This is a genomic window from Janthinobacterium sp. NFX145, from assembly GCF_049810325.1.
Taxonomy (GTDB): Bacteria; Pseudomonadota; Gammaproteobacteria; order Burkholderiales; family Burkholderiaceae_D; genus Janthinobacterium; species Janthinobacterium rivuli.
In genome coordinates, this window is sequence record NZ_CP187360.1 from 1293228 (window position 1) to 1308493 (window position 15266).

Genomic DNA, 15266 nt, shown 5'->3' on the forward strand with positions numbered 1-15266 from the left:
AATAAAATTATTGCAATTTGTGTTGTGTTTATTGATATGTTATTTAAAGAAATAATTATTATTTTTATCTCGATAGGCGAGCAGTTGCCGCATGGGGAAATTGATTGCGCAGGGGCAATGCAAACGGCCCGCGCAAGGCGGGCCGTTTGGAGGGCGGAGGGTTTTGAGGGATGCGCCGCCGGCAGGCGGCGGTGCAATGATCTAGATGCGGCCCGGGCAGGCTTGCGTATCGAAGGCGGGATAGCCGATGGCGGGCAGTTTGTGCAGCCACGTGCGCATCAAGGTGCGCGCGCCCTGCGCATCGTACTGCCGTCCTTGCTGCAAGTCGGCGGCGAGCGTGTCGAGCTCCGCGCAGATCGATTGCTTGCCGGCCTGGGCCGCCAGCAGGGAGGCCAGCAGTTCCGGCAGCACGGCCGCCGCCGGCGCCGCCTGGCGCGTGGCGCGGTAGTGCTGCCAGTAGCGCTCGGCGGCATCGCCGTCAAAGCTGGGGACGAAGCCGAACGTGGCGTCATCGTGGTGCAAACGGTACACGGTGGGAAAGTAATGCGGCCCCGTCAGTTCGCCAGGAAAGCGGTCGCGCCGCTGGACGTCGATGGCCAGCGATCCGTTGCGCTCCACGCGCACGGGACTGGGCGAGTCGTACTGGTCCACGCTGACCATGGAGAGTGCGTTGCCCTGCATGAAGATAATCTTTTGCGTGTAGTGGCGCCCGCCCAAGTGGCCGCACACGGCCACGAAGCGGTCGTTGATGGCGGTGACGGCCGCAACGACGCCGCAATCGGGGCGCAAGGGCGTGTTTTCCTGCCACACGAGCGCCTGGTCGCTGGTGCGCACGATGCTGACGCGGCCCGCGGTTGCGCCGTGCAAGTCACCGCTTGCTTCCTCGATGCGCTCGTCGAAGCGCACCGTGTAGCCATTGCTGTGGACTTCGCCGGCGTACGCCGTCATGCCCTGCAGCAGGGCCAGTGTCAGTATCAGTTTCATATCAGTCCATGGAATAGTACGATATCGACCAGGTCGCCGGCGGCCACATGGCCTTGCGCTTCGTGCAGCACGATAATGCAATTGGCTTGCGTCATGGAGTGCAGGATGCCCGAGCCTTGCGCCCCCGTCAAGCGCACGTGCTGGCGTCCGTCCGGGCCCCGTTCGACGATGCCGCGCTGATATTCCGTGCGGCCCCGTTTTTTGCGGATCGCCGCTTGCGCCGCCACCTGCAGCAGCGGCAGGGCGGCCGTGTCCGCATCGGCGCCCATCAGGCGTAGCAGGGTGGGGCGGGCGAGGAAATAAAACGCCGCCATCACGGCCACGGGGTTGCCGGGCAGGCCCAGCAGCAAAGCCGTGTCGCCCTCGCTGGCAATCCGGCCAAAGGCCATGGGGCGGCCCGGACGCATGTTGATTTGCCAGAAGGCCACTTCACCGAGGCGCTCCAGGATATCGCGCGTAAAATCGGCCGCGCCGCTGGACACGCCGCCCGAGGTGACGATGACGTCGGCCGAGGCACAGGCGCCGCGCAGGGCTACTTCCAGCGCCTGCGGATTGTCCTTGACGATGCCCATGTCGAGCACCTCGCAGCCGAGGCGGGTCAGCATGCCCAGCAGGGTGTAGCGGTTGCTGTCGTAGATGCAGCCCGCGTCCAGCGGCTCGCCGATCGAGCGCAATTCGTCGCCGGTGGAAAAGAAGGCCACGCGCAGGCGGCGGCGCACGGGTACCGTGGCGATGCCCAGCGAGGCGAGCAAACCCAGTTCGGCCGGCCCGAGTGTCTTGCCTTGCAGCAGCGCAGGTTGGCCCTGCATCAAGTCTTCGCCCTTGAAACGGCGGTTGTCGCCGGGGCGGATGCAGTCGGGCGCCACGGTAATGCTGCTTGCGCTGGCTTGCTGTACCAGTTCCTGCGGCACCACGCTGTCGCAGCCGTCCGGCATGACGGCGCCCGTCATGATGCGCGCGCATTGTCCGCGCTGTACGGTGACCGTACCCGGGCGGCCGGCCAGGATGGTATCGACCACGGCCAGGGTCACGGGCGTGTCGCCACCGAGGTCGTCGCCATGCAGCGCATAGCCATCCATGGCGGAATTGTCGTGCGCGGGCACGCTGATGGGCGAGACGATGTCGGCCGCCAGGATGCGCTCGAACGCTTGCGGCAGCGGCAGTTCCTCGATCTCGGCGACGGGCGCGACCGTGTCGGCCAGGATGGCTTGCGCCATCGGCACGGACAAGCCCTGCGCCTGCAGGGCGGCCAGCTCGTCCGGGGTATTGATGTTGCCGAACGCGCTATTGTTCTCGAACAGTACTTCGGCCAGCTTCAGGGGGCCGTGCCAGGTGCGCATGCGGCGTTCCCCACCGCGCAGATAAGCGTCTAACTGGGGCAGGGCGGCAGTCTTGACGAGACAGAAGACGGGGTGCGGGCGGCGCACAGTCTGACCCGTCGCCGCATCGATTTCCTCGGTGACGGCGATGGCCAGGTCGGCATTGTTTTGCATCAAGCCAGCGGCCAGGCGCGCCGCCAGGTCGGGCGGCAGCAAGGGAGAGTCGCAGGGCACGGTCAGCAGGTAGGGCGTGCCGGCGTGCCGCATGCCGCTGTGCAAACCTGCCAGCGGACCGAGCTGGCCCGGCAGCACGTCCGGCCACACGGGCAGGCCGAAGCTTGCGTAATCGCCCGCATCCGCGTGGACACTGATGGCCAGCTGGCCCACTTGCGGCGCCAGGCGCTGCAGCACGTGGCGCGCCAGGGGCTGTCCATGCAGGGGCAGCATGCCCTTGTCGCGCTGGCCCATGCGCGTGCCGAGGCCGCCGGCCAGGACCAGGCCGGTAATGTCGTGTTTGTTGATCATGTCAGGTAGGGAAATTGGTGCATGCGCCATGGTAGCAGTGGCGGGCCCGCGCCGCGCCCGATTCAGCCACCGATGTACGACATTTCCACTTTCTTTTTACCGTGCTCAAGCGCGCCGCCCGTCAAATCCGTCTGGCTGGTGCGCAATTGCGAATAGCGGTCGCCGCGGCCGCGCCACAGCTGCGCCACGGCCGAGGAAATTTCCGCGTCGCTGCGGCCGCCGCGCAGCAGGCTGCGCAAGTCGTGGCCGCTGCTGGCGAACAAACACGTGTACAGTTTGCCCTCGGTCGAGAGGCGGGCGCGGCTGCAGTCGGCGCAGAACGCTTGCGTGACGCTGGAAATGAGGCCGATTTCGCCGCCGCCATCCGCATAGCGCCAGCGCGCCGCCGTCTCGCCCGTGTAGTTCGGGTCGATGGGCAGCAAGGGCATGTGCGCGGCGATGCGCCGCACGACTTCGGCGGACGGGATGACTTCCTGCAAGTTCCAGCCGTTCGAGGCGCCCACGTCCATGTATTCGATGAAGCGCAGGATGTAGGGCGTATCCTTGAAGTGGCGCGCCATGGGCACGATTTCCTGCTCGTTCATGCCGGCCTTGACGACCATGTTGATCTTGATGGGGCCCAGGCCGGCGGCGTGCGCCGCATCGATGCCGTGCAGCACGTCGGCGACGGCGAAATCCACATCGTTCATGCGCTTGAAGGTGGCGTCGTCGAGCGAGTCGAGCGACACGGTGACCCGGTTCAGGCCCGCATCCTTGAGCGCCTGCGCTTTCCTTGTCAGCAAGGAGCCGTTGGTCGTCAGGGTCAGGTCCAGCGGCTGGCCCGACGGCGTGCGCAGGGCGGCCAGCATGGCGATGAGCTTTTCGATATTCTTGCGTAGCAGCGGTTCGCCGCCCGTCAGGCGGATCTTTTCCACGCCGTGCGCGACGAACAGGCGCGCGACGCGCGTGATTTCCTCGAACGACAGCAAATCCGTGTGCGGCAGGTACACGTGGTTCTTGTCGAACACGTCCTTCGGCATGCAATACACGCAACGGAAATTGCAGCGGTCGGTAATCGAGATGCGCAAGTCGTGCAGGGGCCGGCCCAGGCTGTCGGCCACGTTGCCGCTCGGGCTTTCCAGCTGCGCGGGGATCACCAAAGCCCCATTGCGGGCCTCGGCGAGGTAGATAATCTTGTCAGCCATGAAAGGTGATACCACTTACGTTAAATCGGTCAAGGCAGATACGATAGCACGAGGCCGAAGATGGCACAGGCGAGCAGCAATTTGATGGTGCCAACTTGAAACCGGATCAGCGCCACGCCGGCCGCCAGCGCGATGAATATCGCCAGCCAGTCCCAGTGCGGCAGCGGGTTTGCTTGCCAGAAGACGTGGCGGCCAAAGAACAGAGCCAGGCTGGCGATGACGCCGACCACGGCCGCCGAAATGGCCGTCAGGGGCGCGCTCAGGCGCAGATTGCCGCGCGACGCTTCCACCAGCGGCGCGCCGGCCAGGATGAAGATGAACGAGGGCAAAAAAAGTAAACCAGCTGGCGACGAGCGCGCCGCATACGCCCGCCAGCCACAGCTGCTCACCCGTGATGCCTGCGGCATGGCTCCAGCCGCCGACAAAGCCGATGAAGGCGACGATCATGATCAGGGGGCCGGGCGTCGTTTCGCCCAGCGCCAGGCCATCCATCATTTGCGCGCTGGTGATCCAGTGGTAGTGGTCGGTGGCGCCCTGCACCAGGTAGGGCAGCACGGCATACGCGCCGCCGAACGTCAGCAGGGCGGCCTTGCTGAAAAACACGCCCATCTGCGCCAGCGGCTGGTCCGCGCCGCCCGCCAGCGCCAGGCCCAGCCAGACGAAGAAGGCCAGCGCCAGACCCAGCGCGCAGGTGATCAGCAGACGCGGCCAGCGGAAGCGCGCATGCTCCGGCGTGGGCGTGTCGTCATCGATCAGGGCGGCGCCGTAGCGGGCCGCGCCGCCATGCGAGGCGCCGTTGGCATGAAAGTGGCCCGGCAGCCAGCGCCCGCCCGCCATGCCCAGCAGCGCGGCGGCGAGCACGATCAGCGGAAATGGCAGCCGTAGCGCGGCGATGGCGATAAATGCTGTCGCTGCGATGGCGATCAGGCCTGGGCTGCGCAAGGTGCGCCGGCCCAGGCGCCAGGCGGCCGCCAGCACGATGGCGACGACGGCCGGCTTGATGCCGTACAGGACGCCGGCGATGGCGGCCACGTGGCCATACGCCATGTACAGCCAGGACAGGACGATCAGCACCCCCAGCGAGGGCAGCAAAAACAGCAGGCCCGCCACCAGCGCGCCGCGCGTGCGGTGCATCAGCCAGCCGATGTAGATGGCCAGCTGGGTCGCTTCCGGCCCCGGCAGCAACATGCAGTAGTTCAGGGCGTGGAGGAAACGCTGCTCGGAAATCCAGCGCCGCTTTTCCACCAGTTCCGCATGCATCATGGCGATTTGCCCGGCCGGGCCGCCAAAGCTGACGCAGCCCAGCTTGAGCCAGTACCAGAAGGCGCTGCGCAGGCTGACGGGGGAAGGAGTGGCGTGCTCGTGCATGGCGGCTGGCTGGCAAAAAAGTGGACGTAAAAAAGGGGGAAGCCTGAGCTTCCCCTTCATCATTGGCGGCTGGGCGAACCCGGCCCGCTTATGGACGTTGCGTGTTGACTTGGATCAACGGCTCATCCGATTGCGGCGGCAATGGCTTGCGTTCGCGCGGCTTGCGTACGGGAGCAACTGCCTTGGCAGCCGCTTCCTGCGCCAGGCGCAGTTTTTCCGGATCGGTGGCAGCCAGGGTCAGGCCGGCCGAACCGAGCACAGCGCTCAAGTCCAGTGGCGCGGCGGCAGGTGCTGCAGGAGCAGGAGCAACGACGGGAGCTGGTGCTGGTGCTGGTGCAGGAGCAGCGACGGGAGCCACTTCGGCAACCACCGGGGCCGCTTCCACCACGGCAGGTGCCGCTTCGGCGACTGGCGCTGCGGCTGGAACTTCTTCCGCCACGACGACGGTTTCCACGACAGCAAGCGTTTCCACGACTGGCGCCGCTTCGACGATGACTTCCGCTGGCGCAGGCGCTGGCGCCGGTGCGGCTTCCGCTTTCTCGGCGAAGCTGTACTCGGCAGCTGGTGCTGGTTCGGCAGCGGCTGGTTCAGCTTGCGCTGCAGCAACGACGGCTTCCACAGGGGCTGGCGGCACGATCACTTCAGCCGCTGGTGCGGCTTCAGCTACAGCTTCCACTGGCGCGGCAGCGACGTCAGCGGCGGCTTCCGGCGCCGGAGCGACCGTAAAGCTGATCACTGGCGCGTCCTGGCCGTCGTTGTCACCGTTTGCCGATTCGATCAGCTCGCCCGTTTCGCGGTCGCGGCGGTTGCGGTTGCGGCCACCACGACGACGGCGGCGGCGCGGCTCTTCGCCTTCCACGTCGTTTTCCGTCTCATCGCCTTCAGGACCGGCATTCGCCGGTGCTTTCAGCAGGTTGGCCGGTGCGGCGTCGGATTCAGGACCGCTTGACGCCACGACCACATTCACCGCGCTGGCGGTGGCGCCAACCAGGGCCAGTTCTTCAGCTTTTACCTCAGCAACAACAGCCTTGTCGGCGCGTGGTTCGCGGCCTTCGCGTGGCTGGCGTGGCGGACGCTCGGCGCGTTCCGGGCGCTCTGCGCGCTCAGGACGTTCCGCGCGTTCCGGACGCTCACCGCGTTCGCGTGGCACGGCCGTTGCATCGCCACCTTCGCGCGCTTCACGCGGTTCGCGTGGCGGACGCGGTGGACGTGGCGGACGGGCCGCTTTTTCCAGTGCTTCCGCTTCTTTCGCGGCATCGTCCTGGGCTGGACGGCCCTGGCCCGGTTCGCGTTCTTCGCGGCCAGGCTTGCCGTTGCGGCCACGGCCACGCGGGCCACGGCTGTTGCGGTCGCCACGGTCGGCGCCGGCCGGCTTGGCTGGAGCGACAGGAGCGGGTGCCGGTGCCACCGGTGCGGGAGCGCCGGTGAAGAAGCTGATGATCTTGGCGATCAGGCCTTGTGGTGCGGCAGGCGCGGCCACTGGAGCCGGTTTCGCTTCGACGGGCTTGCGCTCGACCAGCGGTGCCGGCTGGTCAGGGGTGATCGTCTTGACGACGGCTTCCTGGCGCGGCTTGGCTTCTTCCTTCTGGCGCTTGCTGTAAGCCATGTCGGTTTCAGCGCTTTCAGCCAGGTTGTAGCTGGCCTGGCTGTCTTCCAGACGCGGATCGTCGTGCTTGATGCGTTCCAGCTTGTAGTGCGGCGTTTCCAGATGCTTGTTCGGGATCAGGATCACGGCGATGCGGTGGCGGTTTTCGATCTTCAGCACTTCGCCGCGCTTTTCGTTGAGCAGGAAGGCGCCCACGTCCACGGGCACTTGCACGTGGATGGTGGCCGAGTTTTCCTTCATCGCCTCTTCCTGGATGATGCGCAGCACCTGCAGGGCGGACGATTCCGTATCGCGGATGTGGCCGGTGCCGGAGCAGCGCGGGCACGTCACGTGCGAACCTTCGGACAGCGAAGGGCGCAGGCGCTGGCGCGACAGTTCCATCAGGCCGAAGCGGGAAATCTTGCCCATTTGTACGCGGGCACGGTCATGGTGCAGCGCGTCTTTCAGGCGCTGTTCCACTTCGCGCTGGTTCTTCGCCACTTCCATGTCGATGAAGTCGATGACGATCAAGCCGCCCAAGTCGCGCAAGCGCAGCTGGCGGGCCACTTCTTCGGCCGCTTCGCAGTTGGTGTTGAAGGCCGTCGTCTCGATGTCCGAGCCGCGCGTGGCGCGGGCCGAGTTGACGTCGACGGAGACCAGCGCTTCGGTATGGTCGATCACGATGGCGCCGCCCGATGGCAACGGCACGGTGCGGCTGTACGCCGTTTCGATCTGGTGTTCGATCTGGAAGCGCGAGAACAGCGGCACGTCGTCGCTGTAGCGCTTTACGCGGTGCACCATGTCGGGCATCACGTGGCTCATGAACTGGTGCGCCTGGTCGTAGATCTCGTCGGTGTCGATCAGGATCTCGCCGATGTCGGGCTGGAAGTAGTCGCGGATAGCGCGGATCACCAGGGACGATTCCTGGTAGATCAGGAAAGCGCCGTTGGCCGACTTGCCGGCGCCTTCGATGGCGCGCCACAGTTGCATCAGGTAATTCAAGTCCCACTGCAGTTCATCGACGTTGCGGCCGATGCCTGCCGTGCGGGCAATCACGGACATGCCAGCTGGCAAGTCCAGTTTATCCATGGTTTCGCGCAATTCCTGGCGCTCTTCACCTTCCACGCGGCGCGATACGCCACCGCCACGCGGGTTGTTCGGCATCAAGACCAGGTAACGGCCGGCCAGGGAAACAAACGAGGTCAGGGCGGCGCCCTTGTTGCCGCGCTCTTCCTTTTCAACCTGGACCATGATTTCCTGGCCTTCGCGCAGCGCTTCCTTGACGGAAGCGTTACGTACGTCGACGCCTTCGCGGAAATACGTGCGGGCAACTTCCTTGAAAGGCAGGAAGCCGTGGCGGTCTTCGCCATAGCTGACGAAGCACGCTTCGAGCGATGGCTCGATGCGCGTGATCACGCCCTTGTAGATGTTGGATTTGCGCTGTTCGCGCCCGGCTGTCTCGATATCGATGTCGATCAGTTTTTGTCCGTCGACAATCGCTACGCGCAGTTCTTCTTGCTGCGTGGCATTAAACAACATGCGTTTCATTTTTATAACTCCGCGACCCGTAGGCCATCTCAAAGCCGCTTCCGGGGAAGCGGCGAAGTACAGGGATATATGCGAGAACGGGAGTGCTGGCGGGGGAAATGCCCAGGCGTGCGGAGCAACAACGCGTACGAGGTATACGTTACGGCCGCAACAGGCGCGGTGAGGTCGATCGTCATGCCGAGTGCACAGGACACTTGCAACTCATCTGAAACAGCCCGGATGAGAATGAACTGCATCGGGGGCAGAGAGTGCAAGTGGTCAGCAAATTCAGAGCCAAAATCGTTAGCCGGCTCATTACAGGGATCGCGATGGCGAGGCTTGGCCTCAGCCTATCATCGACAACCCTCAGTATTTGGCCACATACGGGGTTTGGCGAAAACGGCAAGCGTTATCAACTTCATCAACCCGCGAGCCCGACTCGATAAGTCGCGCTAACGGGTACTTATCCTTATAATCCCACACTCACTTCAGCATCTCCACGCGTTATCCGATTACAACTACGGTGCAACCTTGATTCGCGCAGGGATGGTGCATATACATTTTTTTCCACCGAATTTGCAATTTGGCGAGGCCGGTGGAGACGCCCCTGTGTAAAATGTGCTTTTATTCTTACACTCGCAGCAGCCAGGGCCGCAGCAAAAACAATTATATATTCAAAATGAAGGACTTAGAGAGATTTCTGGGAAGACATAGTAAATGAAGAGTCAAAATGATGTTGTTCCCCCTTCAACACCCCCGGTTCAGCCGCAAGCCCAATTCGTAACGATCGCCGAGGAAGAAGCAGGCCAGCGCATCGACAACTACTTATTAAGAGTGTGCAAGGGAGTGCCTAAAAGCCACATCTACCGGATATTGCGTTCGGGAGAAGTGCGGGTTAATAAAGGCCGTATCGATCAGCTGTACCGTCTCGCCGCTGGCGACGTGGTGCGCATTCCACCCGTGCGCGTGGCCGAAAAGGCCCCCACGGGCGCGCCGGCCGCCGAATTCAAGATCATCTTCGAAGATGCGCAGCTGCTCGTCATCGACAAGCCGGCCGGCGTGGCCGTGCATGGCGGCTCGGGCGTCTCGTTCGGCGTGATCGAGCAATTGCGCGCTTCGCGTCCCGACGCCAAATTCCTGGAACTGGTGCACCGCCTGGACCGCGACACGTCCGGCTTGCTGTTGCTGGCAAAGAAACGCACGGCATTGACGAACTTGCATGAGCAGATGCGCGACGGCGTCACCGACAAGCGCTACCTGGTGCTGGTGGCAGGCGACTGGAAGAATGCACGCCAGCATATCAAGTTGCCATTGCATAAATATACGACGGCCGAGGGCGAGCGCCGGGTGGCCGTGCAGGCCGATGGCCTGGCATCGCACACGGTGTTTTCACTGTTGCATAAATATCACAACTTCGCCTTGCTGGAAGCGGAATTGAAAACGGGACGCACGCACCAGATCCGCGTGCACCTGTCTTCGTCCGGCTTCCCCATCGCCGGCGACGATAAATATGGCGACTTTGCCCTCAACCGTGCCCTGTTGAAAGCCGACAGCACGCGCGGCGCCCTGAAACGCATGTTCCTGCACGCGCACCAGATCACGTTTACGCATCCGGAAACGGGCAAGACGATGACTCTGAACGCGCCGCTGGCTGCCGAATGCGAGCGTTTCTTGGTAAGCTTGGGCAAACCATTGGCCGTTGCTGCACGATAAAATTCGACGCGTGCGCGCGACACTACTCACAAGGTAGTCAGTCGCCATCATTCATTCTCAAGGAGCCGGCGGCTATGTCGTCGGGAAACATGGCAAGAAAGCAATTTGATCTGATCGTCTTCGATTGGGACGGTACCCTGATAGACAGTACCTCGACCATCGTCAAGTGCATCCAGGCATCGGCCAAAGACCTGGGCTTGCCTATCCCCACCGAGTTGCTCGCTTCGCATGTGATCGGCCTGGGCTTGCAAGAAGCCATGCAGCTGGTGATGCCCGACGTGGAGCCGAAATACCATGCGCGCATGGCGGAACGCTACCGTTATCACTACCTGTCGCGCGACCATGAACTGGCGCTGTTTCCTGGCGTCTACGAAATGTTGCAGGAACTGTCGCAGCAAGCGTATTTCCTGGCCGTTGCCACGGGCAAGAGCCGTGTCGGCCTGAACCGCTCCCTGAATGCCGTCAAGCTGCTGTCCCTGTTCGATGCGACGCGTTGTGCTGACGAAACGTTTTCCAAGCCCCATCCGGCCATGCTGCAGGAGCTGACGCGCGAACTGGGGCAGGATATGCGCCGTACCGTGATGATCGGCGACACCAGTCATGATTTATTGATGGCAAGCAATGCAGGCGCGGCCAGTATTGCCGTAGAGTATGGGGCGCATCCCGTGGCGCAGTTGCAAGCTTGCAATCCCCTGTATTCGGCCGCCACGGTGGCCGAGCTGCATCAATGGCTGAGCGAGCACGCATGATGAATGATGTTGTCGATATTTACATTTGCGCCGCCGACGCCGTGGCTGATGGCGGCAAGGGCGTGCGCTTTCCCGTCTCGGCCGGTGGCGAAGCGACCACGGGCTTTGTCGTGCGCCACGGCGGCAAGGCGTATGGCTACCTGAACCGTTGCGCCCACGTGCCGATCGAACTGGACTGGGCGGAAGGCGAGTTTTTCGAGTCCAGCGGTTTGTATCTGATGTGTTCGACGCATGGCGCCATCTATGTGCCGGAAAGCGGCCTGTGCGCGGGCGGCCCCTGCAAGGGAGGGCGCTTGCGTCCGATCGCCGTGACCGAGCGCGATGGCCAGCTGTACTGGCAGCCCGACGAATATGTTCAGCCATTGCCGGCCTGAGGCCGGGGCAGGCCTTCTGTAATTTAAGCAAAGTGAACCATGAGCGATAACACGAATGACAAGCTGGACAGCAGCGCGCCAGCCGCCGGCCACGGCGCCCCTGCGGGACACTGGGAGCGCGACGTGCTGGAAAAGCTGGTATTTGCCACTTTGCAAGAGCAACGCGCGCACCGCCGCTGGAGCATCTTTTTCAAGGTTTTCGGCCTGCTGATCGTGCTGTTCGCCCTGTGGGTGTTTTATGACTACAACACGGCCGACGACAGTGAAACCCTGGGCCGCCATACGGCCTTGATCGACATCAGCGGCGCCATCGAGTCCGAAGGCAGCGGCTCGGCCGCCGTCGTCATCCCCGCGCTGGACAAGGCGTTTTCCGATGCCGGCTCCGTGGCCGTGGTGCTGCATATTAATAGTCCCGGCGGCAGTCCCGTGCAGGCCGGCATGATCGTCGACGAGATGCAGCGCCTGCGCAAGGGCTATCCGGACAAGCCTTTGTATGTGGTGGTCGATGAAATGTGCGCCTCGGGCGGCTATTACATCGCGGCCGCGGCCGACCGCATCTACGTCAACAAGGCCAGCGTGGTCGGCTCCATCGGCGTGCTGATGGATGGCTTCGGCTTTACGGGCGTGATGGAAAAGGTCGGCGTCGAGCGCCGTTTGCTGACGGCCGGCGAGAACAAGGGTTTCATGGATCCATTCAGCCCCCTGACGGAAAAGCACAAGGCGTATGCGCAGAGCATGCTCAATGAAATCCACCAGCAATTCATCGACGTCGTGCGCGCGGGACGGGGCAAGCGCCTGAAGGAAACCCCTGACACCTTCTCGGGCTTGTACTGGACGGGCGCGAAAGCCGTGGAAATGGGCCTGGCCGACGACTTCGGCACGGTCGACAGCGTGGCGCGCGACGTCGTCAAGGCGGAAGACATCGTCGACTACACGCAGCATGAAGGCTTGCCGGAACGGGTACTCAAGAAGTTTGGCGCCGCCATGGGCGCGGGCGCCATGAAGGCAGCCGTGCAGCAGTCACAACCGGCGTTGCGCTGAGAACATCACTGTTAGCTGGCAGGCAAGCCAGTCGAGAATGATTTTCAATAAGGTGGTAAATAGGCTTGAAAAAGGGGCTGCTTGGGCTATAGTGAAAGCGTAGTTCTTTTCAAGGAGGGGCGATATATCAACTATGTTGTCAGTACTAACTTGATTGGCAGGTCCTGGAACTACTCGCCGCATCGCAGATGTGGTTTTGAGTGAATTTACATTCCTCACTAAAGTCCCGATGGGGCTTGGGAACGGCGGCGCAATGCCGCCGTTTCCTTTTGTGTGTGCAAGATGGGGCGGTGTGGCTGGATGTTGTTGTCTGGGCTGGGCGTGCGGGCAAGGCAGGCATGCGAGGGCGGGGCATGGCTGGTCGCATGGGCCGCGTTCAGGCGGCGCAGCCGTTGCAGTGCGCGGGCAGGAGCGCGGTGCTTGCCTGCCGGGCCGCCGCTGCACTGGCGTTGCTGTTGGCGCTGCTGTTTGCGCTGGTGTCGGGCGGCATGTCCGCCATGGCAGGCGCGGTGACGCTGTCGCTCTCCGCGTTCGCGTCCGCATGCGCAAAACCGCCCAGTTCCAGCCAGCACATGAAATGGCATTGCGCCTCGGCATGCCAGTGCGTCTGGCCTGCAGGCGCTGGCGGCGCGTCCGCATCGTGCGGCGCCGGGGCGCTGCTCCAGCGGGCCACGCCGAGCCTGACTTTGTGCATGGCCGCCTGTTCCGCGGCGATGCGTTGGCGCATGTCGGCGATGCTACCTTGTAAGGCGATGGTATCGGTATGCTTCATACAATGTCCTTGTGGGTCGTTGCTTGGTTATTATTCCTAAAGCTCGTTAGGCGGATTCCTAACGAAGTTTCAGTCTATCAACGCGATATTCCGAGCGCTTGATATTTCTCAAAAGAATCAACCATTTCTCGCCAAATCTCACCTTGTTCTTTTTGGTATTTCTGCATGCGCCATGGTTTCGTGCAGCCTGGACCGCTGCGCAGGCGCCAGCTGCCGCCGCTTCACGCTGCCAGCCGCTTCTGGTAAAGTCACGCCCATGAGTAAATTATCCCTAGACCGCATCCTGCAATCGCAGGGTTTTGGCACCCGTAAATATTGTCGCTCCCTCATCGAGGATGGCGATGTCATCATCGATGGCGTCACCCAGACCAATTACCGCACCACCGTCGAGACCGACGGCCTGGTGCTGCACGTGTTCGAAGAAGAGTGGGTCTACCGCGCGCACCTCTACCTGGCGCTGAACAAGCCCGCCAACTTCGAATGCTCGCGCAAACCCAGCCATCATCCTGGCGTGCTGACCTTGCTGCCGGAACAATTCACCTGGCGCGAAGTCCAGCCCGTCGGCCGGCTCGACCACGATACGACCGGCATGCTGCTGATGTCCGACGATGGCCCGTTTATCCATGCACAATCGTCGCCGAAGCGCCACGTTCCCAAGATTTACCAGGCCACTACGCAAGAGCCGGTGACCGATGAGCTGGTAGCCCTGCTGTTGGCTGGCGTGCAATTGCATGACGAGCCGGCCCCGCTGGCCGCCCTCGTCTGTGTCAAGCGCGGCGAGCACCAGCTGGAAATCGTGCTTGAGCAAGGCAAATACCACCAGGTCAAGCGCATGCTGGCCGCCGCCGGCAACCATTGCAGCGCGCTGCACCGTTCCGCCATCGGCAGCCTGACCCTGGAATCGCTGGGCATCGCCGAAGGCGACTGGTGCTATCTGACTCCCGAGCAGATCGCGCTGCTGGCCTAAATTCCTCCAGACCGCCAAAGCCGGGGATGTCCCGGCTTTTTGGCGTCTTTAGCCTCCTATTGCCTGCATTTGACGAAGTTTCCCGCCCATGAAATTAGCAACCCTGAAGGATGGCACGCGCGACGGCCAGCTGGCTGTCGTCTCGCGCGACCTGAAAACGGCCCACCTGGCCGACGGCATCGCCCCGACCCTGCAAAAGGCGCTCGACGACTGGAGTTTCATCGCGCCCCAGCTCGATTTGCTGTACCAGACCATCAACAGCGGCCGCGGTCATCGCGCTTTCGAGTTCGATCCGGCCAACTGCATGGCGCCCTTGCCGCGCAGCAGCCTGCGTGTGGCCGGCGCATCCTACCTGCAGCAGATCGAGCGGGCCTGCAAGGCGGCTGGCGTTGATGTGCCCGCCAACTTGCGCGAGGCGCCGCGCCTGTACCAGGGCGCCAGCGATGATTTCCTCGGCGCCCACGACGACATCACCCTGGCGCACGAGCAGTGGGGCATCGATTACGAGGCAGGCATCGCCGCCATCACGGATGACGTGGCCATGGGCTCGACGCCCGACCAGGCGCACCTGAACATCAAGCTGCTGATGCTGGTCAACGACGTGACCTTGCGCAACCTGGAGGCCGACGAGCAAGCCAGTGGCTATGGTTTCCTGCAAGCGAAACCGGCCATGGCCTGCTCGCCCGTGGCGATTACGCCCGATGAGCTGGGCGACGCCTGGCGCGGCGGCAAGGTGCATTACGCGCTGCGCTGCAGCCTGAACGGCAAATTGACGGGCCAGCCCCACGCGGGCGCCGACATGGCCTTCAATTACCCGCAATTGCTCGCCCATCTGTGCCAGACGCGCAATGCGCGCGCCGGCAGCGTGGTCAGCGCGGGCGGCGTCGCCAACAAGGAAGTCAAGAAGGGGTTTTCCAGTATCGTTGAGCGACGTAACCAGGAGATGATCGCCGATAGTGTCGCCAGCACGCCATTTTTGTTGTTTGGCGATGTGGTCCGGCTGGAAATGCTCGGTGATGACGGTAAATCCTTGTTTGGCGCCATCGAGCAGACCGTGAAGCAGGCGGAAGCGAGGAAGTCCCGCTAAGGTTACTGGAGAGTAAAGGAAATGCAGGGGATTTGCCCCCCTGTTCCGCCGATGGCGCGCGCCCGTCTGAA

Annotated in this window: 11 protein-coding genes and 1 pseudogene; 6 read left to right on the top strand and 6 right to left on the bottom strand. The window is 63.1% G+C overall.

The window, feature by feature from the left end; all coding sequences use genetic code 11:
* Positions 1-201: 201 nt before the first annotated feature.
* The 5 genes and pseudogenes from ACPJXG_RS05755 to ACPJXG_RS05775 form a co-directional block, all read right to left on the bottom strand.
* On the bottom strand, positions 202-984 hold the full coding sequence (locus tag ACPJXG_RS05755) for a hypothetical protein (RefSeq protein ID WP_425253675.1): 783 nt from the start codon (positions 982-984) through the stop codon (positions 202-204).
* Entirely contained in the window at positions 981-2828 is a 1848-nt protein-coding gene (glp, locus tag ACPJXG_RS05760; protein WP_425253676.1) for a gephyrin-like molybdotransferase Glp, read from the bottom strand. The genes ACPJXG_RS05755 and glp overlap by 4 nt, the downstream gene beginning before the upstream one ends.
* Positions 2829-2890: 62 nt before the next feature.
* A complete protein-coding gene (gene moaA, locus ACPJXG_RS05765; RefSeq protein WP_425253677.1) occupies positions 2891-4012 on the bottom strand; it encodes a GTP 3',8-cyclase MoaA in 1122 nt (373 codons plus the stop codon).
* Between the two features lie 29 nt (positions 4013-4041).
* Positions 4042-5380 (bottom strand): annotated as a pseudogene (gene chrA, locus ACPJXG_RS05770) (chromate efflux transporter).
* Positions 5381-5468: 88 nt separating this feature from the next.
* Positions 5469-8513, bottom strand: coding sequence for an Rne/Rng family ribonuclease (locus tag ACPJXG_RS05775; RefSeq protein ID WP_425253678.1), 3045 nt, complete (start codon positions 8511-8513; stop codon positions 5469-5471).
* Between the two features lie 696 nt (positions 8514-9209).
* Between ACPJXG_RS05775 and ACPJXG_RS05780 the strand changes: the two genes are divergently transcribed.
* The 4 genes from ACPJXG_RS05780 (at position 9210) to ACPJXG_RS05795 (ending at position 12369) form a co-directional block, all read left to right on the top strand.
* Positions 9210-10205, top strand: coding sequence for an RluA family pseudouridine synthase (locus ACPJXG_RS05780; protein ID WP_034754116.1), 996 nt, complete (start codon positions 9210-9212; stop codon positions 10203-10205).
* 89 nt (positions 10206-10294) lie between these two features.
* A complete protein-coding gene (locus ACPJXG_RS05785; RefSeq protein ID WP_425253679.1) occupies positions 10295-10954 on the top strand; it encodes an HAD-IIIA family hydrolase in 660 nt (219 codons plus the stop codon).
* Positions 10951-11328, top strand: coding sequence for a Rieske (2Fe-2S) protein (locus ACPJXG_RS05790; protein ID WP_425253680.1), 378 nt, complete (start codon positions 10951-10953; stop codon positions 11326-11328). The genes ACPJXG_RS05785 and ACPJXG_RS05790 overlap by 4 nt, the downstream gene beginning before the upstream one ends.
* Before the next feature lie 39 nt (positions 11329-11367).
* Entirely contained in the window at positions 11368-12369 is a 1002-nt protein-coding gene (locus tag ACPJXG_RS05795) for a S49 family peptidase (RefSeq protein WP_035821422.1), read from the top strand.
* A 376-nt stretch (positions 12370-12745) separates the two neighbouring features.
* Here ACPJXG_RS05795 and ACPJXG_RS05800 read toward each other — a convergent pair whose 3' ends face one another.
* Positions 12746-13141 (bottom strand): hypothetical protein, encoded by a 396-nt coding sequence (locus tag ACPJXG_RS05800; RefSeq protein WP_051958995.1) that lies wholly within the window; start codon positions 13139-13141, stop codon positions 12746-12748.
* A gap of 256 nt (positions 13142-13397) precedes the next feature.
* On the opposite strand from ACPJXG_RS05800, the gene ACPJXG_RS05805 reads away from it, so the two are divergent.
* Together ACPJXG_RS05805 and ACPJXG_RS05810 are read left to right on the top strand one after the other, a co-directional pair.
* The gene (locus ACPJXG_RS05805) at positions 13398-14108 is read left to right on the top strand and encodes a pseudouridine synthase (RefSeq protein ID WP_425253681.1); all 711 of its coding nucleotides are present in this window, start codon (positions 13398-13400) and stop codon (positions 14106-14108) included.
* 88 nt (positions 14109-14196) lie between these two features.
* Positions 14197-15195: a fumarylacetoacetate hydrolase family protein gene (locus ACPJXG_RS05810; protein ID WP_425253682.1), complete on the top strand. Its 999-nt coding sequence runs from the start codon at positions 14197-14199 to the stop codon at positions 15193-15195.
* The last annotated feature ends 71 nt before the right edge of the window (positions 15196-15266 follow it).

Bases quoted from the DNA above. Each gene is read 5' to 3' on its own strand.
- ACPJXG_RS05755 (WP_425253675.1), bottom strand. From the start codon at position 984: ATGAAACTGATACTGACACTGGCCCTGCTGCAGGGCATGACGGCGTAC.
- glp (WP_425253676.1), bottom strand. From the start codon at position 2,828: ATGATCAACAAACACGACATTACCGGCCTGGTCCTGGCCGGCGGCCTC.
- moaA (WP_425253677.1), bottom strand. From the start codon at position 4,012: ATGGCTGACAAGATTATCTACCTCGCCGAGGCCCGCAATGGGGCTTTG.
- ACPJXG_RS05775 (WP_425253678.1), bottom strand. From the start codon at position 8,513: ATGAAACGCATGTTGTTTAATGCCACGCAGCAAGAAGAACTGCGCGTA.
- ACPJXG_RS05780 (WP_034754116.1), top strand. From the start codon at position 9,210: ATGAAGAGTCAAAATGATGTTGTTCCCCCTTCAACACCCCCGGTTCAG.
- ACPJXG_RS05785 (WP_425253679.1), top strand. From the start codon at position 10,295: ATGGCAAGAAAGCAATTTGATCTGATCGTCTTCGATTGGGACGGTACC.
- ACPJXG_RS05790 (WP_425253680.1), top strand. From the start codon at position 10,951: ATGATGAATGATGTTGTCGATATTTACATTTGCGCCGCCGACGCCGTG.
- ACPJXG_RS05795 (WP_035821422.1), top strand. From the start codon at position 11,368: ATGAGCGATAACACGAATGACAAGCTGGACAGCAGCGCGCCAGCCGCC.
- ACPJXG_RS05800 (WP_051958995.1), bottom strand. From the start codon at position 13,141: ATGAAGCATACCGATACCATCGCCTTACAAGGTAGCATCGCCGACATG.
- ACPJXG_RS05805 (WP_425253681.1), top strand. From the start codon at position 13,398: ATGAGTAAATTATCCCTAGACCGCATCCTGCAATCGCAGGGTTTTGGC.
- ACPJXG_RS05810 (WP_425253682.1), top strand. From the start codon at position 14,197: ATGAAATTAGCAACCCTGAAGGATGGCACGCGCGACGGCCAGCTGGCT.